The following is a 19,813-nucleotide window of genomic DNA, read 5'->3' as shown; positions in this document are numbered from 1 at the left end:
CAGGCGCAATCGGCTGAAGAATTGGCCTTGCTGCCGGAGGACTCGGCCATCATGGGAATGATCAGCGACTACGCTGTGATGCGGGAGCAGGCGCGGGTTTGCGAGTAAGCCCCGACACCGCGGACACTAACCGCCTATACATCTGGTCACCGTCCGGGTACTATCAGGCAGCGGTTGACGAGCGAGGCGTCGCCGGAGCGGAGCAGCCATTGGACTTCAACACCGTAGAAACTGATTCTATTTTTCCTACTGATGGCATCGATACTCTCCTTGTCGATCATCTACGGAAGATTATTTTTGAAGACGAACAAGAACACGAATTTCTTTGCAAGCGCCTGGAGCAGGCTCGAAAAGACGCCGAACAGCTCAAATCAAAGGTGAACGGCGACGCCGCTTTGCGGCTCCAGAAACTTCAAGCCTGCCTGGATGAAGCCAACACTGCCTTTGATCGCGCCGCGGTGGAGCTTCAGCACCTCGAGGGTGATCGAAAAAAGTATCGAGACTTAATCGAACGGGCGCGCGAGGGGAAGTGGTCGGAGACAGAAAAGGCGAAAGCGAAGGAATTTGCCGATGGTACGCTATCCGATCTGAAGCAGAAGATCGCGCAAGTCGAGACGCAGATCGAGGACTTATGGAAACGACGTGACGAGACGTCACAAGAGACACAGGTCCTGACGGAAGCGAAAAAAGCCGCGGAGCAGCAACTGTTTCTCTTGCTGGGAGGGGGTGCTCCGCCGGAGTTCTTTGAGGCTTTGAGAAAGCGCGAGACAGATCTCGAAGCGAAATTGCAGGCTGAATCAGTTCAAAAAATTGATGCATTGAAGGCACGCGAAAGCGAGGTTTCGATTGCGGAGACCAATTTGAGCCGAATGACAATCGAGTTGGAGGCTGCTCGCTCACGCGCCTCGCGAATGGCCTCCGTCGGACCGCTCGGGCGCTTCGCCCGAAATCTTAATCCGCGGAACTTGGTCCGGCGCAGTGAGGCCGCCATTCAGAATGACATCGACGCCCGACGGCAGGAATTGGACGCCGCAAACGCTGATATCGAGCGCATTACGAAAGAGCTGGCAGACTTGCGGGCCAGGTACGACACAGAGCATGAGGCGCTGCCGGAATCTCTGCGCGGAAAGCTGATCGACGAAACCAAAACGAATTTGAGTGATCTCTCAAACAAGCTCGCGAACATCGAGCGGATGGTCCATGAAATCAAATCCGAGCTGGAAGCGCACGAATCTGAGCTTTCGAAATACCGAAAGGAATTTGAGGTCGAGCATCAGCGGCATGTGACGGCTCGCTTGGATAACATGCTCTGTCACGCACAAACTGCCCTCGCCGAAAACAAAAAAGAGATAGACGACGCGGCCGGGCGACTGCAACGCGCAGAACAGAGCCGAGCGCGCCTTTTGAGTATGATCGACGGGCGACGTGCAAGGCTGGAAGCCGCACTTGCTGATTGCGATGGTCGGGCGAGAGCGCATCTCGAACCTCTCCAGCGCGCCGAAGCTCGTTTGCGTCGCCGGCTTCAGGATCGTGCGCAAAAGGCTGGAATGGTTCTTGACCCGAAGACTGGCACGTTCCGGGAGCAGGAGGTTCCTCAACTCGAGACTGCTGTTGCCCGCGCGACCTATCGACGGCGCGGCGAGGCCTTGTCCTCTCTTGCGACCTTGCCGGTCTTGCTCCAGCGCCGCGAGCAAACAGGCTATGTGAGCAAGGATGATGAAAGACTTGCGACGGTTTTTGCAGCCATTCGTGACGAAGTGGAGCCAAGTGAAGCCGAACGCCCCGAATTCATCGACCGTTTTTGCGACATTGTCTTTGGCGATGACGAGGAGGAACGGCCGTTTTTCGTCTCCTTGGTGTCAAAGAAGGATGACCAACTGCTTGTTCTGGTTCGACCTGCAGAAGTGCTGCCGCAACTGAAAAGCTGCTTGCCTGAGGCAATGTCGGTTTGCCTGCTTTGCCGGCTCGATTACGGTTCCAGAAATACGCCGGACAACACGACGCTTCTAGTTCTGGACGCTGCGGTAGTTCCGGATTGCGCGCCGCGCCCATTTGAGGCAGTCGCTTCTTTTTTGCGCTATACATCGCGACGCTCGTTGCCAGCAGCGACACCTGCACTTGATGAGATTCTGGAGCAAGCGCAAGCTCTGCCAGACATGCTGGAGGAAGTGCTCCAGGATCGGTTGACTGACTGGCAAGGCTATCTGGACTGGGCCAACCGCGAGATTTCGCGCAAGGCACCTTGGGCAGCTATGGGACCCGGCGAGTGGGAAGACAATGCCTGGAATGGTGTTGTCATTTGTGAAGGTGCTGCGGCGGCCCGCCATATTTCCGGTGCCCGCCTGCCGAAGGACACACGCCGCAGTGTTGAGCTCTATCCATTGGAAGAACCCTGGAAGCAGGGTGATCGTAGGGGCCAAGCCATCAGTTATCGCTGTACTGATTTCAAGGTAATCGGACCCGCTGCACTCAGGCAGGATTTCTTGAAGGATTGCCCATGGCCTGACCCCAAAGCCATTCAGGTCCGGTTGAACTTTTCGCGCAAGGCTGATGTGACTGCGTTGGCCAAGATGGCCGAAAGCACATCGCTTGGATTGAGAGATTTGAGCGAAGCAACCGGCTCAAAGACGCAACTTGATCGTTACGGGTCAGCCCTGACGCAATTGCAGTTCGGGGCGAGCGGTCGGCGGCAAGCCAACCGCTTGCCCGCCGCCCCCTATTTGATGGCATCGCTTTTCAACGTAACGCTGGCGGCAAAACCATCAGACAGGCCTGATCGGCTTTTGAATGAGCAGATCGCCCAGATGTACCGCCTTAACGAGGATCAAAAGGCCGCCGTCGGCGTCATGCTCGCCGCGCCCGAAATCGCCTATATTCAAGGCCCGCCGGGAACCGGAAAGACCACGATGATCGCCGCGGCTTGCGCGCACTTCGTCCGGTCGGGGCATCGCGTGCTGATTGCCTCGCAGACCAACCTTGCGGTCGAGAACGCGCTTGATCGCCTGAGGGATGACCCCGAGGTTCGACAGCTTTGGCTAAGCAAAGACGACGGAGAGGAAAGAAAATCGACAGCTGTCGCCGAGTGGTATGAGATGGCCGCAGAACATGTGAAACAGAAGGTGAGCGGGCCGCTCAAGTCTCTGACAGCAGAGGTCAAGCAACTGCAGATCTGGCTGGGGCGCGCCCGAAAGCTGGCCGATGATCGACGGGTTTCGGATGCGGACATTGCGGCGCGCAAGGATGCGCTCGAGCGAGCCAATGCACGGCTGGACGAGGTGAGAGCGCGACAGAAGGCGGAATCAGAAACTAACGGGCGTGCGGCATGGTGGGCCATGGCTCGCAACGCGCTTGCGAATTTAGAGGATTGGGATCCCTCCTGCTTTAGGCCTGAGCTCGCGCCAGATGTGGCCGACCTTCTCGTAATGCTTGTCGAGCAGGAGGGAGGTAAGGCGCATCTTGAGGTCTCGGCGCCAGCTCTGCATCGCCAGGTGCAAGAACGGATCCGCGACATCCAGTCGAGGTTGAGGGACGAAGGGGATCAGGTTGGCCGAGAGAGGGCCGAGGGCGCAAGACAGCGGATACTCGATGCGTGGCCGGCTAAAGGGTCGCCCGTAGCGGAAGGATCCGGCGACGACGAGGCGAGTGCAAAAACCGAAGCAGTGGTGGCCGATCGCGAGCGTCTGCTTGCACAGCAGGCCCTGGCCGATGCACGCAGCCGTGGCGATAGGGTCCATGAGCAGTGTGTGGAACTGTTGTCGGAGGCGAGTGAATTTCTCGATCTTTCGGCCGAACCGTCTCCGTCCGACGTAGCGGCAGCGATAGCCCAGATCGAGGGCATTCTGGACTTGCGTACAAGCCGCCTCGCAGAAGCCGGTCCACTTGAGGATTGGTTGCCTTTGCTGGATGAATGGGTTGGCGACCTGAAGCAGCAGGCGGAGAAACGTTCCGCTACGGATCGCATGGGCGAACGCTATGTGCGCAGCGCCAATGTCATCGGCATCACGTGCAACGCCGACTTCAGGATCCTTTCGGACAACGGATTTTCCAACTTTGATGTGGTGATCGTTGACGAGGTCAGCAAGGCGACTCCGCTGGAGTTGCTACGCCCGATGCTTCTTGCACCCAAGACGATCCTTGTTGGTGATCACCGGCAGCTTCCTCCGACGTTCGAGTTTGCGTCTTTCTCGAAGCCGGACAAGTCTCTCACGGACGACGAGGATGCGGAAGCTTTGGAGCGTGAGGCCGAATTGCTACGTAAATACGAGCGTTTGACGACGGCATCGCTGTTCCGCGACGGCTTTGCCGAAATAGACCCCAGTAGCAGAGCGGCCCTAAACACCCAATATCGCATGCATCCGCAGATCATGTCGCTGATCAATCGTTTTTACGACGGGCGGTTGCAATCCGGTCTGACCGATCCGGATGGGCTGGATACCAGCGCCAGATGGTCATGGCGGACACATGGCCTGAACCTGAAGTCGCGATCCGGCGGACAGTACCTTACAGAGAGTCTTCATGCGCTGTGGATCGACAGTTCGGAAGATGAAACCGGAAAGGTTGCCTACGAGGACAGCGACGGGACCGGCATCGGAAATGAGCTTGAAGCACGACTCGTCGCCCAAGTCGTCGAGGACATTGTCAATGTCTGCGAACGAGATCATCGCACCAAGACCATCGCCGTCGCCACTTTCTACAACCGCCAGAAAAGGTTGATCCGCAAGGAACTCGAGTCGAGGCTCGGCGAGCGTTTCAAGGGCCTGCGAATAGACGTCGAGACGGTCGACCGGTTCCAGGGGAAGGAGGCGGACATCGTGATCGTGAGCATGGTTCGAAACAGATCTCAGCGTTTGGGCAAGAACTCCAATCCGGCGAAATTCGAAAGGATCAATGTGGCGTTCTCGCGGGCGCGCGATCTTCTGGTGGTGATCGGAGCGCGGAAGACCTTTGAGCGATTTGAGGTTGCGATCGAACCTGTTGACGGTGGCGCGCCGCGACGAACCCCCGTCTATGGGCAAATCATCGGTGATATCAAGGAACTGGGCGGTCTCTGGCAGGCCAAGGATATCCTTGGGCCGAAGCCGCTGCGCTCCAAGAGAAAAAATCCATGAGGCTGGGAGAGGCGTCTGTGTGGTTTCCGGTCCTGCACCTTCGTGCAAAGGTAACCTATCGTCTCCTGCCGGAGCTCACTCCACTGCACCGGGCTCTGGAAAAGGCGGTGGTTCGGTTTTCACGCAGCGACAACACCCTTGCCAAAGCACCGATCGGCAGCTTGTTTCGGGAGGTTTTCGGCGTGTCGGGCGCCCGGGAAATCATGCCCGATGTCCTCGGCGATCTTATTGAACGCGGGCGCGTTCATCGGGTGGCCGAGCACGAGATCGACCCGTCCTTGCTCCGCCTTGTCGATCTTGCGCCGGGGCCCGACGAGCCGCACGGTGCGCGTGCGGCGGAGCCGTCAGAGCAAGCCCGAAAATCGGCACAGGATCGAACAATCGAGCGGTTCTTTGATCCGGTCCTCGAAGAAATCGTTGAGGCCGATGTTCTGCTTGCCGAGCCCGTGGATGGGAGCTGTTTTCGTATCCCTGTCGACCCATTCTCGACCGATCCCCCTCGGCATTGGATTGACGGCGAACTCAGGGCTGAGTTGCAGGACGACATGCAGGTATACAATGCAACCTGCGAGAAGATTGGTCATCGATGGCGACGCGGCGACGCCGTGCTTGTCCTCAGAGACGGCGAGCTTTCCTTCGAATGCAGCGACCCGCGCGAGAGCGAGTATTTACGCGGTCTTCCACAAACGGTGCGGCGCTCCTGGTTGTTGCCGGACCGCCAGGACGGACCGAACCATTCCCCGCTTGAGGATGATGCCGCGGTGTCGCTCCATTGCCGGTTGCCCGAGGGGCTGCTTGGGCTGACATTGGTTCGTGGCTTGCCCGAGGCGATATCGACAGAGTTGGATTTTCCGTCATCGGTCGTCCTGGCCAAGCTCGATCCCGTGGAGGGTGTAACCGCGCCGACGTTCATTTCACCGCCGGCTCGGGGGCAAGCCATGCGGGTGGCTTATCCGCGGGAAGACAATCCAGGTGTCGCGGGAGTCTTTCTGGCGAGGGAGGGGCGCGAATACCTTAGGTTGCCCGTCATATGGGAAGGATTGCATGCTGAAATCGGGGTGTTCCGCACGACAGGTGGCTTTGCGCAGAGCGGTTCGGAATGGAGCGAACTGGTCGCTGCCCTTGAAAGTGAATGCCGGTTTTCGGAAGTTCCAGAGATATTTGTGCTGCCTGCATTTTGGCTGCCGCCAGCAACGTTTTGGATCAGTCTCATTGATCGGCTCAGGCATGAGCCGACGTCGCAAACATGGATGCAAGGGATCGTTGACGCGCTTGAAAACCTGCCGAGCTCTGTTCTTGAAGGGCTGGTCGAAACCTTGGCGAGAGATCCCTCACTGGATCAATTCCGACGTTCACAGCCTGAATTGGGCAGACTCGATCCTACTGCAACAGGGCTTGTCTCCAAAACGGATCAGCAATCTCGGGAGCTAGGGCTCGTTCCGCCCGAATTCGACAGAGTCGTCGCATTTGATACGTCATCTGTTCTTGAGTTTGGCGATCTGGCAGACCACCTTCTGCCGACAGATTTCTTAGTGTTTCCGAAAACGGTTGCAGAAGAAATCGAAAGGAAGAAAACACAAAAAGACGACTTCCGATGGAAAAGTCGGAAGAATTTGCGTGCAATTTCGAGACTTCCGAAAAATCATTGGGCGGCACCCTTCCCTGATGTGAATTACCTTAAGTCAGGCGACAAGCGGAATGCAGATGGAGAGATTATCGCAGCGCTGATTCCCTACCGTCAGCCAGATCGCATAGTAGTTCTTGTCTCCGAGGACCTGGACTTCGTGCCGAGGTGCAAATCCTACAATATCGATGTGATGAGGGCAGAAGACTTCATGACCGATTCAAAGACACGGCGGAGGAACATCCAGAAATGAGCTTTGTAGCAGATAGGCGCTGGCGAATTGAGGCTCAGAAACGTAGGGAGATGTATCTCGACCGCATCCGGGACACTACATCGCGATATGCCGAACGAAATCGCGAACGCCTTGATGCCCTAGCTGAACAAGGTTTGGATGTTTTCGTTGCCGATGATTACCGCGATTGTCGCCGGGCGCTTGCACGGGTCGAACAGTTGTTAAGCAGAGACGCGGAACAAGCGCGGGATGAAAACATCCGCTTGTCTGGCATGATGCGTGGGTTGAACGGCCGCGCCCGTGAGAACCGTCGCTCCGCTCAGGCCGCTGAGAGAGAAGCGGCAGCCGCAGCCGCCGAGGCCGAGCGAGAAATCGCCCGCGAGCGCCTAGCCGGCGAGCGCGATGCGCGGAACGCAAGAAACGCACAGGAACTGGCTGCACAGGAAAATTTGCTCGATATGCTCCGCAAAGCCCGTGCGTCCTTGCCGAGCGCAATCGAGCGAGACCTCTGCCAGCAAGATTTGATGGCGCTTCGCCGCGAGATTGAGAGCGAGCCAATCGAGCTTGCGGTTTATGAGCGTCGGCGTTCAGAGCTGGCAAGTCGCCTTGATACGGTAATGGCGGGCGCCCGAGAGAAGGCCGAAACTCTCAAACACGCCAAGCAACGCGAAGACGACCGGCGCGAGAAGGAAGCCCTGCTGGAAGACGCGCTGGCGGTCTATGCGCAGTTGGGCGACGATCTGGCCCAAGCAGCGATCAGCGGCTTGCGACCGACCCTGACCGATGAGGGGCTTACGCTGCAAGACTTGGATGAAAGGCTTTCTGCGATCCGCCAGGCCGCCGATGAGCGCGCCCTGCAGGAGGCTGCGCGACGGCACGTGGTTTCTGGTCTTCTGCGCGAACTGCGCAACGCGGGGTTTGTCGTTTCCGACCCGAAGCTCGAAGCGGGCGAGGCCGCCGCCGTGGTCATCAAAGCACAGCGTCCATCTGGCGCGCAGGCGGCTTTCCGCGTCAATCTGGATGGGATGACTTACAAATTCGATCACTATCAAGGGCAGGCTTGCCTCGATGACGCTGACAAGGTCTTGCCTCGGCTGCAGGATATCTACGGGATCGAACTCGAAGAAGAGAAGGTTTCGTGGCGCAATCCGGACATGATCGGAAAATCGGCCAAGCAGTTGCCGGACGGTTCGGAGGAGCGCAGGAAATGAAGTCGGTTCATCGTCCTGTATGGTTGCGTAGCTTGGAAACGCATGCTGGCCTGGTGTCTTGCCTTGTCGTTCACGGCGAGGTTCACGATCTGCGCCGCAATCCTTGGACGACAGAGTATCAGCGCGTACCCGAAATGGTCGCCGCGGCACTTCGCGAGGGCGCCTTCAAGTCCGTGATCGAATGGGATCCCGTAACGGGAGTCCACGGCCGCGATGCGGCGAAATGGGAGACCTTGGCCAGCTCGGCAGGGCCGGCCGAGGCTCGAGGTGCGGATTATGCTGTTGCCCCGGATGCGCGTTTTGACAGTGCGGAACCTTCGCCGGTTACTGTGGAAGATTTCGTCGCCATCGTGCTCAGGGTACTGTCCAACAAGACCGCGCAGCCGACGGCCTTTGTCGCCAATCTGGCGAACTTTGCGTTCTCGTTCGGCCAGAATCCCTCACAGAGTGAACGAGACCTGCTTGCGCGACTTGCCAAGGCCATTGTCGGCGCGGCGCACCCAGAGGAGGTAGGGCCAAAGAACCTGTTGGTTCTCATCACACCCACTGCCCATGCGCTTCCCTTGTCGATGCTGCCGGGCCCGGCGCATCTACGCGAGGTTGTCGTGCCGCTGCCGGATCGGCAGGAGCGAGCTACGATATTAGGAGACCGGCTTCATCAATGGCGGCTGAAGAACCGACCTAAGGCCGGTCAGGCGGGATATGAGGACCTGATTGATGCGCTCGACGGGATGTCGTGCCAGGATATCCTGAATATCGAAGGATTGTCTGTCCGATGCTCTGAAACCGAAGAGTTCACGGCCGACAGTCTGTTGAGCCTCTATCGTCATGGTATTCAGACCAGCGCGTGGGAGGCACTCAGCCGCGATAAACTTCTCTCGATGCCGACCATGTTGGAAGAGCGCGTCAAGGGCCAAACTCACGCAATCGAGAAAGTCACCGCTGTCACCATTCGAGCCTTTACCGGCCTTTCAGGCTTACAGCATTCTAGGCGGCAACGAATGCCGAAAGGTTCGCTGTTCTTTGTCGGTCCCACCGGAGTCGGTAAGACGGAACTGGCAAAATCTCTCGCGGAGTTCCTCTTTGGGGATGAAGAGGCGTTCATTCGCTTCGACATGTCAGAATTCAACCATGAACACAGCGACCAACGCCTCATTGGCGCGCCGCCGGGATACGTCGGCTATGAGGAGGGTGGGCAGTTGACGAATGCCATCCGAAAGCGTCCTTTTTGCGTCCTTCTCTTCGACGAGATTGAAAAGGCCCATGTACGAATTCTCGACAAGTTTCTTCAAATTCTGGAAGATGGCCGCCTTACGGACGGACGCGGTCAAACCGTGAGCTTCTCGGAAGCAATTATAATATTCACGTCAAACATTGGTGCTGCCGAGATCGCTCCGACATTGACCGACGAAGAGACGAGAAAGGCTTTTAACAGTAGCGTGCGGGATTATTTCGTGAGGGAAATGGGGCGACCTGAACTCTTGAACCGAATTGGCGACAATATCGTCGCGTTCAACTTTGTTCGTGACAGGGGCTTTCTGGCTGAAATCATGCGGAGCAAACTTGGCTCGCTTCGCGCGCAGCTCCAGGATAAATATGGTATTCGGGCCGTCCGAATCGCTGAGGAACGTGTATTTCTTGAGAAGGTTGCAGGCGAAATCGACCCTAGCATGGGCGGACGCGGTGCCATCACCGCATTGACGAAATGGGTGATCGACCCGATTTCTAGGTTTCTTTTCAACGAGGTGCCGGATAGAGCCATGTGTATTGGCCAAACGCTTGTTATCGAGTTGACTAATGAAGGTTTGCCTCGTGTGACACTTGAGGCGTCATGACCCGGTATTTGAACATTGCTTCCCGTATACCCTGCACGGCCGTCGAAGGGCCTGGGCTACGCTATGCGCTTTGGGTTCAGGGTTGCGACATCGATTGTCCCGGTTGCTGCAATCAGGATTTACTGCCCTTCGTGCGCAGGCAGACCATTCTTTCATCGCAAATCGTGGACGAGATAGAGGAGGCCCGTGACTACTACGGCATTGAAGGGGTTACTTTCCTTGGCGGTGAGCCGTCCTATCAAGCGCAAGGGCTGGCCGAGGTTGCCAGCTCCTGCCAGAGACTTGGATTGTCCGTAATGGTATTCACCGGCTTCAGGCTGGAACAACTTCGTCGGCGCAATCTGCCGGGAGTTGAAGCGTTGCTTGAACACTCGGATATCGTGGTCGACGGCCCCTTCGTTGCGGCACAGCCGGATCAGAGGCGGAATTGGGTAGGTTCCTTGAACCAGAGGTTCCACTACATGACTTCAAGATACAGGCGGTCGATTGAGACGTCATCTTTTGATCGCCCGGCTGTCGAAGTGCGTGTGGGGTTAGACGATCAATTGCTAATGAATGGTTTTCCTATGATCCATTCTGCGGAGCCTCCCTCCAAGCCGAGTTGAGCCGGAGAAGGTTGGACGTCAGGCCCATCCCCTCCGCCACTTATTTCGCATAACATCTTGTTTTTATTGAGACTTTACCCAGCCGGTCGCTAGGTGATCCGTCATCCTTTCCCCCAATGCGCGGGCGGTTGATTCGAGTGAAATCCGCAATAATTGCGGATTTGCCCCCGACCGAAGCCGGGGGGCGATGGCGTCAGGCTTCGACCGGCCCAAGCGCGCGCTTGAGGATGCCATGCACTTGGCTCACGGCCCGACCGGTTTCCGCAGCGATCTGCCGATGGGTCTTGCCCTCGCAGCGCAGGGACAGGACCGTGCGGGACAGGGCATCCATATCCCCACGCAAGGCAGCCTCGCACTTGATCATATCGGCCAGCAGCTTCTGGTTCACCCGAGGCGGGCGGGGCTGCTTCGCCTTCTGCCGCTTTTCCTCCTGCCGCTCGGCCACGCGCAACCGTTGGCCGCGACGAATGGCGGCAATCTGAGCATCACGGATCGCCTTGAGGTTCTTCGATGCCATAGGATCGAAGCTGGAAAGTCCGCGCGGGATGATATGCACGTCACAAAGAACCGGGACGCCGTAGCGCGCCGCGACCTCGGCTTTCACCTGTTCCGCATAGGTCATGCCGCACCCCCGATCTGGCGAAGGTCGCTTGCAGCGAGTTCCAGGCCGAGGATAGGCAGAGGGACGCCCTGTGCCGCCACGATGGCAATGTAACCCTCAATCCGGGCGACTGCCTGGGCGATGCGGTCTTTCTCGCTCCGGGTCATGCCACGCCCTCCATGCGGTCAAGGCGGCGGTGGCCGATCAGAAGCGCCTCGCGCTGAAAGGCGACTGCGTTGCGGACGGACTGATAGTCGCCCGCGCCGCTCTCAATTTCATCGAGCGCCAGGCGCAGCTTGTCAGCTGTCAATCGGCACGCAACTTTGACCCCCTTTCGGCGCCCAATAATGACCCCGCTTGGTCAGCACGGGTAGCTGGCCCGATGCGGTGTAGCCTCCATACAGCGCAACCGGATCGGGCCAGCGGCGTCTCGGTCATTCCCGCGTCTTGAAGCGCCAGCTCTCGTTGCCGGTCTCGACGATGTCACAGTGATGGGTCAGTCGGTCGAGGAGCGCCGTTGTCATCTTCGCGTCTCCGAAGACGGTCGGCCATTCGCCGAAGTCGAGGTTCGTCGTCACGATGATCGAGGTGCGTTCGTAAAGGCGACTGATGAGGTGGAACAGGAGCTGGCCACCCGTCTGGGCGAACGGCAGATATCCCAACTCGTCGAGGATCAGGAAGTCGAGGCGGCACAGGAGATCCGCAGTGCGTCCCTGTCGGTCGGCGCGGGCTTCGGCGTCCAGCTTGTTCACCAGGTCCACGACGTTGAAGAAGCGGCCGCGCTTGCCACGGCGGATGCAGGCCCGGGCGATGCTGACGGCAAGGTGGGATTTGCCGGTCCCGGTGCCGCCGATGAGGACGACGTTACGCTGATGCTCGAGGAACTCTCCGGAGGCCAGATCGCGCACCAGCGTTTCGTTTACGGGCGTGTCTTCGAAGCTGAACTCGTCGACTTCCTTGGCCAAGGGCAGCTTGGCGATGGTCATCTGGTATTTGATCGAGCGAGCTTGTTTCTCGCTGATCTCGGCGTTCAGCAGGTCGCCCACGATTTGCTGCGGTTCGTGCTGTCGCTTCACCGCCGTGGCGATGATCTCATCGTAGGCGGCCTTCATGCCGTAGAGCTTCAACTGGCCCATCGCGTCCAGCACCTGTGATCTTTCCATGGCGGGGTCTCCTGAGGCTGTCGTAGCGTTTGCAGTCGGCCACGGGCTCGCAGGTCAGGCGCAACGCGTCCGGCGTGGCGATGGTCAACGGAGGTGGTGGCTCGCGATGTCGGGCCAGGATGTTCAGAACGACCGATGCCGCCGGGGCGCCTTCGGTCAGGGCCTCGACGCAGGCAGCCTCGACGGCTTCCAGTCCATCCGTTGGGATCATGCTCAGGATCTGGACCATCTGACGGTCACCGTTCGGCACGCGCCCCAGCTTACGCTGGACGCGTCGTATCGCCGGCGGCAGTTCCCATTCCTTGAAGGGAGCGCCGTTTCGAAGGGCGCCGGGCTTGCGGGCCAGCACCGGGATGTAGTGCAGCGGGTCATAGATGGCCTTGTCGCGCCCGAAGGCGCGGTCGTGCCGGCCGACGATCTTGCCGTCCTGCCAGACCTCGACCCGCTCGGCATAGGCGCGGATCTCGACCGGACGGCCGACGGCGCGACCATCGACCGAGTAGCGGTTCTTGTCGAACCTAACGAGGCAGGTCTTGGACACCGAGGCCGGCACGGCATGGAATCCGTCGAAAGGGCCGACGTAGGGCACCAGGCTCGCCCGCTCATCCTGGAACACGTCCCAGATTGTCCGATCACGCAATTCCTGGTGCGGATGGGCCTTGGCCCAGGCAATACAGCGATCCTGAAGCCAGGCGTTGAGTTCCGCGTAGCTCTTGAAGCGCGGCCGCGGCACGAAGAACCGCCGCCGGACAACGCCAACCTGGTTCTCTACTTGTCCCTTCTCCCAGCCGGACGCGGGGGTGCAGGCGACGGGATCGACAAGGTAGTGTCCGCACATCTGCTGGAACCGGCGATTATACGCGCGGTCGCGGCCGACGAAGATCGTGTCCACCGCCGTCTTCATGTTGTCGTAGATCCCACGCGCACAGGCGCCGCCGAAGAAGGCAAAGGCCTTGTCATGGGCATCGAACACCATTTCCTGCGTCTCTCGCGGGTAGGCCCGGACGAACAGCATCCGGCTATGACAAAGCCGGACGTGAGCCACCTTCACCGTGGTGGTCACGCCGTCGATCAGAACGACCTCGTGACTCCAGTCGAACTGGTAGGCTTCACCCGGATCGAAGCTCAGTGGCACATAGGCGGCGGCTGACGCTTCCTGCTCCGCCTGCGACCACGAAGCCGCATAGCGTCGGACCGCGTCGTAGCCGCCGTCATATCCGAGGGCCCTGAGCTCTTCGAAAATCCGGATGCGGGTCAGCCGCTCGCGCTTCGGCTTGCGCGCATTCGCCGCCAGCATCTCGTCGAGCTTGCCTTTCCAGGGACCGATCTTCGGCTGCGGTTGGACGGTTCGCTCGTAAGTCATCTCCGTTGCGCCGGACCGGATCACCTTCCGAACCGTGTTCCGCGATACCCGCAGCTCTCGGCAGATATGCTTGATCGACTTCTTGTCCTGGAAATACGCCCGGCGGATCTTCGCAATCGTCTCCACAACCAGCATCCCACACTGTGCCCCCCGATAGCCTCGGAGGCATCATGACCATCAGCGTAAGGGGGTCATTTTTGGAAGCCGATTACCCCGTTACGGGGTCAATTTTGCACGCCGGTTCACACCGAGGCAGGTCAGTCGCTCACAACACGCACTCGCGTTGAGGCATCGGAGATCCGCCTTGATGGCCTCTACAAGGTAAGAAAAGTCGACACCACAATAGCCACGGGCTACCGTGTGCATCTTTCGGACCAAGATGGCAACGAGATTATCGCGGACGTGGGCGAGGTGATGACGACCCTTGCTGATCGGGAAGTGATACGCGATGCAGAGTGGTCGAAAGTGCCGGTTTTCCTTCAGATAAATGGCAAAAAGCGACGCGGCGAGGTCGCCGATGCGGCCATCATACGGGCTCGCCCGTACGATCCCGAGACGGATGGAGAATGGCACTAGGAGCGCCTATATCCTTTCATTCTTCCACAGCCACCGCATCACCTGCTTGACCGGGCGTCGCACGACGAGCCCGGTCATTGGCTTATGGGCGGTGCGCATTTCCCGGGACACCTGGAGGAATTCGATCTCCCCGCATTTGGAGCATCGCCAGGGCGGCCGCGCGACCGGGTGGTCGGGGCCAACAACCTTCACCAGGTCGGACGCCCAGTAATGCACGGTCTTGCGGCACGACCGGCATTTGATGGTCACCACCATGTCATGCTGCGCCGCATCGGCCATCGCATAGTATTTGCCGGGTTCGTATTTCACGCGGATGTCGGGCATGGTGATTCTCTCTGTCCGATGAGAACATAAAGAGAACACCGTGGCAACCAGCTGTGAAGCCCGCCCGGAAGCCGGGAGACATGGCGAATTTGTATATCCAAAAGTACAAATTCATCAAATATTTGTGGAACGTGGTGACCCACACGCGACAGGTAGCGTCCCTGAATGAGGGAGAACGTTATGAAGACCGCTGCTTGTCTCCAGGAAATCTATAATCGGGCCGAAGCCATGATCGACAATTTGGACATAGGACTGGCCTGCTTGGCCGCGCTGGAGGCGGCATTGATCCAGCAAGGTGCGCCGCCGACGCCAGTGATTGCGGCGATCCGGCGCTACCTCGAGGACGTGCGAGCCGATGCGGATCGCGTGGCGCGGTTGACGATGAAATCGCCCCAACCGTGAACGTCAAAAGACCGTCCGACGCGGACGCATTCGGACGGTCGGACGCACAACTAGCGGTTGTGCGCTAAGTAGCTGAAATCCTTGTATTTTTGGCTCCGGCGGTAGGGATCGAACCTACGACCAATTGATTAACAGTCAACTGCTCTACCGCTGAGCTACGCCGGAACACGGGGCGGTGTATAGCTTCGCTCTTTGGGGGCGTCCAGAGGGGTTTGCGGATTTTTTTTCCTCGATCTCGGAAATTCCCGCTGCCGGGTGTTCAATGGGCGGAAAACACCGATCCCGAGGTGATCGGACCGCCGGTCGAGACCGCGCCGAGCTCGGACAGGGCAATCAGATGCGCCAGCACATTGCGCGTCGCCGCGGGAATCAGCATCGGCGGCACCTGGTAGATTTGCCGCGCAAGCGACTCGGCCGTGGCGGGGCCGGCGCGTAGCGCCGAAAGGATCTGCACCGTGCGCGCGCGCCGATGCGCCGCAAGCTCGGCCAGACGCGCCGAAGGATCGTGCACCGCCGTGCCATGCGCCGGCAGCAGCAGCCGCGCGCCCGCCGAATAGAGCCGCTCCAGCGAGCGGAAATAATCCGCCAGGTCCCCGTCCGGCGGCGAGATGATCGTCGAGGACCAGCCCATCACCACATCGCCGCAAAAGATCGTCTCGTCCTGGCGAAAGGCTAGGTGGCCGGCGAAATGGCCGGGCGTGTGCAGCGCGGTCAGCCGCCATTCGTCGGTCTCGACCACCGCGCCGTCGCTCAGGGCGATGTCGGGGGCGAAATCGCGGTCAAGACCTTCGCCGCCTTCGATGGCCCCTTCGCGTGCCAGCCGCTCCATCACCGCCGAGCGGCCCGCCTCGGCGGGGCCGAAGCCCAGGATCGGCGCGCCGGTGGCCTGCGCGAGCGCGCGGGCGCCGCCGGAATGGTCCAGATGCGCATGGGTGACGAAGATATGGCTGATGCGGCCTGCCCCGGCGGTCAGGATCGCCTGGCGATGCGCGGCAAGGTCGGGGCCGGGATCGATCACGGCGACCCGCTCGCGCCCCAAAAGGAAGGTGTTGGTGCCCGGCCCGGTCAGAGGCGAGGGATTGTCGGCGGTGATGATCCGCAGGGCTTTCTCGGCGCTTGTCATGCGGCTAACCTAGCCAGGGACGGGCCGGTTTTCCAAGGCCGCAATGAAGGCGAAGGGCGATGAATTTCGACTGGCTGAAACGGGTCATGCCGCGCGGCCTCTACGGGCGGGCGGCGCTGATCCTGTTCCTGCCGGTCGTGGTGGTGACCATCGTGGTCACCGTCATGTTCCTGCAGCGGCATTTCGAGGACGTGACCCGGCAGATGACCTCGGGCATGGCCCATGAGGTCGCACTGGTCGCCGCGCGGATCGAGGCGGCGCCGGATATCGAATCGGCGCGCGTCTCGGCCGGCGAGGTGGCTGGCCCGCTGGGGCTGGAGCTGGTGCTGCCGGCCGAGCCCGGCGCGGACTGGCGTGGCTTCTACGATCTTTCCGGCCGCATCGTCATCGCCGAGCTGCACGAGCGCGTGCCGGCGGTGCGCGCCGTCGATCTGAGCCAGCGCCGAGAGGTGCGGGTGACGCTGCAGGGGCGCTGGGGCGACTATCGGCTGGCGTTTCCGCGCGGCCGGGTCAGCGCCTCGAATCCTCATCAGCTGCTGGTGCTGATGATCGGCACCTCGCTGTTGATGACCGCCATCGCCACGATCTTCCTGCGCAACCAGCTGCGGCCGATCAAGCGCCTGGCGCGCGCCGCCGAGGAATACGGCAAGGGCCGGATCATCCCCTATCGCCCCGGCGGCGCCAGCGAGATCCGCAGCGCCGGCACCGCCTTCCTGGAGATGCGCGCCCGCATCGAGCGCCAGAACGAGCAGCGCAAGCAGATGCTGTCCGGCGTGAGCCACGATCTGAGGACACCCTTGACCCGGCTGCGGCTGGGCCTGTCGATGCTGAGCCCGGACTATCCGCCCGACCCGGACGAGATCGCGGCGCTGGAAGGCGACGTGGCGGCGATGGGCCGGATGGTCGACGCCTTCCTGGACCATGCCCGCGACGCGGCGCAGGACGCCCCGCCCGAGCCGGTGCCGGCGCTGGATTTCCTGCGCGGCATCGTCGCCGACGCGCAGCGCGGGGGGCAGCGGGTGGTGCTGCATTCGGTCGCGGGCGAAGAGGCGGGCCGCGCCACCTTCAGCCGCGACAGCCTGCGCCGCGCCGTCGAGAACCTGATCGGCAATGCCGTGCGCTATGGCGACCGCGCCGAGGTCGATGCGGCGCTGGGGCCGAGCTATTTCCGCATCTCGGTCGAGGATGACGGGCCCGGCATCCCGCCCGAGAAGCGCGAGGAGGCGCTGAAGCCCTTCACCCGGCTCGACCCCTCGCGCAACCAGAACCGCGGGCAGGGGGTGGGGCTGGGCCTGTCCATCGCCGCCGACATCGCCCGCGCCCATGGCGGTCAGCTGCGGCTGGGCGAGGGCGAGCGCCTGGGCGGCTTGCGGGCCGAGATCGTGATTCCGCGCTGAGCGGCGCGGTTGCGGGACGCCCCCCGGCGGGCTAAGGCTGTCACAAGGACATAAGACAGAAGGGATTCCGCGATGCGGGCATTCGTATTTCCGGGACAGGGCGCCCAGGTCGTGGGCATGGGGCGCGAGCTGGCCGAGGCCTATCCGGCGGCGCGCGCAGTCTTTGCCGAAGTGGACGAGGCGCTGGGAGAGAGCCTCTCCGACCTGATCTGGAACGGCGATATCGAGACGCTGACCCTGACCCAGAACGCCCAGCCGGCGCTGATGGCCACCTCGCTGGCCGCCTTCCGGGCGCTGGAGGCCGAGGGTTTCGGCATCGCGGACGCGGATTTCGTCGCCGGCCATTCCCTGGGCGAATATTCGGCGCTTTGCGCGGCCGGCGCGCTGAGCCTGGCCGATACCGCGCGGCTTCTGCGCCTGCGCGGCCAGGCCATGCAGGAGGCGGTGCCGGTCGGGCAGGGCGCCATGGCGGCGATCTTGGGGCTGGACTTCGCCGCCGTCGACCAGATCGCGCGCGACGCGGCCGAGGGCGAGGTCTGCCAGGCCGCCAATGACAACGACCCGGCGCAGGTGGTGATCTCGGGCCACAAGGCGGCGGTGGAGCGCGCGGCGGCGCTGGCCAAGGAGCGCGGCGCCAAGCGGGCGCTGATGCTGCCGGTCTCGGCACCGTTCCATTCGGCGCTGATGCAGCCGGCGGCGGCGGTGATGGCCGAGGCGCTGGCCGCGGTCGAGATCGCGGCCCCGGCCGTGCCGCTGGTCGCCAATGTCCGCGCCGAGCCGGTGAGCGAGCCGGGCGCCATCCGCCGGCTTCTGGTCGAGCAGGTGACCGGCGCCGTGCGCTGGCGCGAGTCGGTCGAGTTCCTGGCCGGCGCGGGCGTGACGGAGTTCTGGGAGATCGGCGCCGGCAAGGCGCTGTCGGGCATGATCAAGCGCATCGCCAGGGAGGCGGCGGTGAAGAATATCGGCGCTCCGGCGGATATCGCGGCGCTGAAGGGGTAAAGGGGGCTCCGCCCCCATCCCTGCGGGATTCCCCCGGGGTATTTGGAAAACGGAGAAGAGCTTGATGTTTGATCTGACGGGCAGGAATGCGCTGGTGACCGGGGCCTCGGGCGGGATCGGCGGCGCGGTGGCCGAGGCGCTGCATGCCGCCGGGGCCACGGTGGCGCTGTCGGGCACGCGCGAGGCGCCGCTGCGGGAACTGGCCGAGAAGCTGGGGTCGCGGGCGCATGTCGTGACCGCCAACCTGGCCGATGCGGCCGCGGTCGAGGCGCTTCCCAAGGCGGCGGCCGAGGCCATGGGATCGGTCGATATCCTGGTCAACAATGCCGGGATCACCCGCGACAACCTGTTCATGCGCATGTCGGACGAGGAATGGGCGCAGGTGATCGAGGTTAACTTGACCTCGAGCTTCCGGCTGTGCCGGGGGGTCTTGCGCGGCATGATGAAGGCGCGCTGGGGGCGGATCGTGAACATCGGCTCGGTCGTCGGCGCCACCGGCAACCCGGGGCAGGGCAACTATGCCGCAGCCAAGGCGGGCCTGGTCGGCATGTCGAAGAGCCTGGCCTATGAGGTCGCCTCGCGCGGGATCACGGTGAACTGCGTCGCGCCGGGCTTCATCGAGACCGCGATGACCGACAAGCTGAACGACGAGCAGAAGGGCCGGATCCTGACGCAGATCCCTGCCGGCCGCATGGGTTCGGCGCAGGAAATCGCCGCTGCGGTGCTGTATCTGGCCAGCCCCGAGGCGGGCTATGTCACCGGCGCCACGCTGCATGTCAACGGCGGCATGGCGATGATCTGATGATGGTTTATGCGGGTTGCAAGATCACGTCTCCGTGCTATATCCCGCAAGCAAGGCTGCAGGGGAACCGCCCTGGGCTGTGACCGGCAATCGCTGGAACATCTGGGCGGATTGCCCGCGAAAACGAGGAAGAGACATGAGCGATATCGCTGATCGCGTGAAGAAAATTGTCGTCGAGCACCTGGGTGTCGATGAGGACAAGGTGACGGAAACCGCCTCGTTCATCGACGATCTCGGCGCCGATTCGCTGGATACCGTGGAACTGGTCATGGCGTTCGAGGAAGAGTTCGGCATCGAGATCCCGGACGACGCCGCCGAGACGATCCAGACCTTCGGCGATGCGGTGAAGTTCATCCAGGGCGCGGTCTGATCCTGCTCTGAGAGACGTGAAGGGCGGTGCTTTCCCGGGGAAGCGCCGCCCTTTTTCTTTGCCTGCGGCGGTTTGACC

16 protein-coding genes and 1 tRNA gene are annotated in these 19,813 nt (G+C 61.2%); 10 read left to right on the top strand and 7 right to left on the bottom strand.

Features of this window, described 5'->3' with window-relative positions:
* The first annotated feature begins 209 nt into the window (after positions 1-209).
* The 5 genes from LOS78_RS14230 to LOS78_RS14210 are packed head-to-tail and all read left to right on the top strand — an operon-like array spanning position 210 to position 10,615.
* Complete coding sequence (locus tag LOS78_RS14230) at positions 210-5,108, top strand: AAA domain-containing protein (protein ID WP_230377216.1); 4,899 nt, start codon at positions 210-212, stop codon at positions 5,106-5,108.
* Positions 5,105-6,985 carry a PIN domain-containing protein gene (locus tag LOS78_RS14225; protein ID WP_230377215.1) on the top strand — a complete coding sequence of 627 codons (1,881 nt, stop codon included), beginning with the start codon at positions 5,105-5,107 and terminating at the stop codon, positions 6,983-6,985. Before LOS78_RS14230 ends, LOS78_RS14225 begins: the two co-directional genes overlap by 4 nt.
* Positions 6,982-8,175: a hypothetical protein gene (locus LOS78_RS14220; protein WP_230377214.1), complete on the top strand. Its 1,194-nt coding sequence runs from the start codon at positions 6,982-6,984 to the stop codon at positions 8,173-8,175. The genes LOS78_RS14225 and LOS78_RS14220 overlap by 4 nt, the downstream gene beginning before the upstream one ends.
* Positions 8,172-10,010, top strand: coding sequence for an AAA family ATPase (locus tag LOS78_RS14215; protein WP_230377213.1), 1,839 nt, complete (start codon positions 8,172-8,174; stop codon positions 10,008-10,010). Before LOS78_RS14220 ends, LOS78_RS14215 begins: the two co-directional genes overlap by 4 nt.
* Positions 10,007-10,615 carry a 4Fe-4S single cluster domain-containing protein gene (locus LOS78_RS14210; protein ID WP_230377212.1) on the top strand — a complete coding sequence of 203 codons (609 nt, stop codon included), beginning with the start codon at positions 10,007-10,009 and terminating at the stop codon, positions 10,613-10,615. Before LOS78_RS14215 ends, LOS78_RS14210 begins: the two co-directional genes overlap by 4 nt.
* Before the next feature lie 193 nt (positions 10,616-10,808).
* Here the strand turns inward: LOS78_RS14210 and LOS78_RS14205 are convergent, their stop codons facing one another.
* From LOS78_RS14205 to LOS78_RS14185, 5 genes are all read right to left on the bottom strand, one after another.
* Positions 10,809-11,237, bottom strand: coding sequence for a hypothetical protein (locus LOS78_RS14205; protein WP_230377211.1), 429 nt, complete (start codon positions 11,235-11,237; stop codon positions 10,809-10,811).
* Positions 11,238-11,379: 142 nt separating this feature from the next.
* Positions 11,380-11,526: a hypothetical protein gene (locus LOS78_RS14200; RefSeq protein WP_230377210.1), complete on the bottom strand. Its 147-nt coding sequence runs from the start codon at positions 11,524-11,526 to the stop codon at positions 11,380-11,382.
* Between the two features lie 124 nt (positions 11,527-11,650).
* Complete coding sequence (istB, locus tag LOS78_RS14195) at positions 11,651-12,379, bottom strand: IS21-like element ISPkr1 family helper ATPase IstB (RefSeq protein WP_024843951.1); 729 nt, start codon at positions 12,377-12,379, stop codon at positions 11,651-11,653.
* On the bottom strand, positions 12,309-13,877 hold the full coding sequence (gene istA / locus LOS78_RS14190; protein ID WP_028717560.1) for an IS21 family transposase: 1,569 nt from the start codon (positions 13,875-13,877) through the stop codon (positions 12,309-12,311). Before istA ends, istB begins: the two co-directional genes overlap by 71 nt.
* A 447-nt stretch (positions 13,878-14,324) precedes the next feature.
* Complete coding sequence (locus LOS78_RS14185; RefSeq protein ID WP_230377209.1) at positions 14,325-14,642, bottom strand: hypothetical protein; 318 nt, start codon at positions 14,640-14,642, stop codon at positions 14,325-14,327.
* A 180-nt stretch (positions 14,643-14,822) separates the two neighbouring features.
* Here LOS78_RS14185 and LOS78_RS14180 point away from each other — a divergent pair, with 180 nt between their 5' ends.
* Positions 14,823-15,044 (top strand): hypothetical protein, encoded by a 222-nt coding sequence (locus LOS78_RS14180; RefSeq protein WP_230377207.1) that lies wholly within the window; start codon positions 14,823-14,825, stop codon positions 15,042-15,044.
* 90 nt (positions 15,045-15,134) lie between these two features.
* On the opposite strand, the gene LOS78_RS14175 is transcribed toward LOS78_RS14180, so the two are convergent.
* Together LOS78_RS14175 and LOS78_RS14170 are read right to left on the bottom strand one after the other, a co-directional pair.
* Positions 15,135-15,209, bottom strand: a tRNA-Asn gene (locus LOS78_RS14175).
* Positions 15,210-15,303: 94 nt separating this feature from the next.
* A complete protein-coding gene (locus tag LOS78_RS14170; protein WP_230377205.1) occupies positions 15,304-16,167 on the bottom strand; it encodes an MBL fold metallo-hydrolase in 864 nt (287 codons plus the stop codon).
* 59 nt (positions 16,168-16,226) lie between these two features.
* Between LOS78_RS14170 and LOS78_RS14165 the strand changes: the two genes are divergently transcribed.
* From LOS78_RS14165 to LOS78_RS14150, 4 genes are all read left to right on the top strand, one after another.
* A complete protein-coding gene (locus LOS78_RS14165) occupies positions 16,227-17,564 on the top strand; it encodes an ATP-binding protein (protein WP_230377204.1) in 1,338 nt (445 codons plus the stop codon).
* Between the two features lie 72 nt (positions 17,565-17,636).
* A complete protein-coding gene (gene fabD / locus LOS78_RS14160) occupies positions 17,637-18,563 on the top strand; it encodes an ACP S-malonyltransferase (protein ID WP_028712429.1) in 927 nt (308 codons plus the stop codon).
* 64 nt (positions 18,564-18,627) lie between these two features.
* Positions 18,628-19,365 (top strand): 3-oxoacyl-ACP reductase FabG, encoded by a 738-nt coding sequence (fabG, locus tag LOS78_RS14155; protein ID WP_230377203.1) that lies wholly within the window; start codon positions 18,628-18,630, stop codon positions 19,363-19,365.
* Positions 19,366-19,501: 136 nt separating this feature from the next.
* Positions 19,502-19,735 (top strand): acyl carrier protein, encoded by a 234-nt coding sequence (locus tag LOS78_RS14150; protein WP_010397399.1) that lies wholly within the window; start codon positions 19,502-19,504, stop codon positions 19,733-19,735.
* The last annotated feature ends 78 nt before the right edge of the window (positions 19,736-19,813 follow it).

It is taken from the genome of Paracoccus sp. MA (genome assembly GCF_020990385.1).
GTDB lineage: Bacteria > Pseudomonadota > Alphaproteobacteria > Rhodobacterales > Rhodobacteraceae > Paracoccus.
Note: the sequence above shows the minus strand (reverse complement) of the source record. Positions and strands in the feature narration are given on the sequence as shown.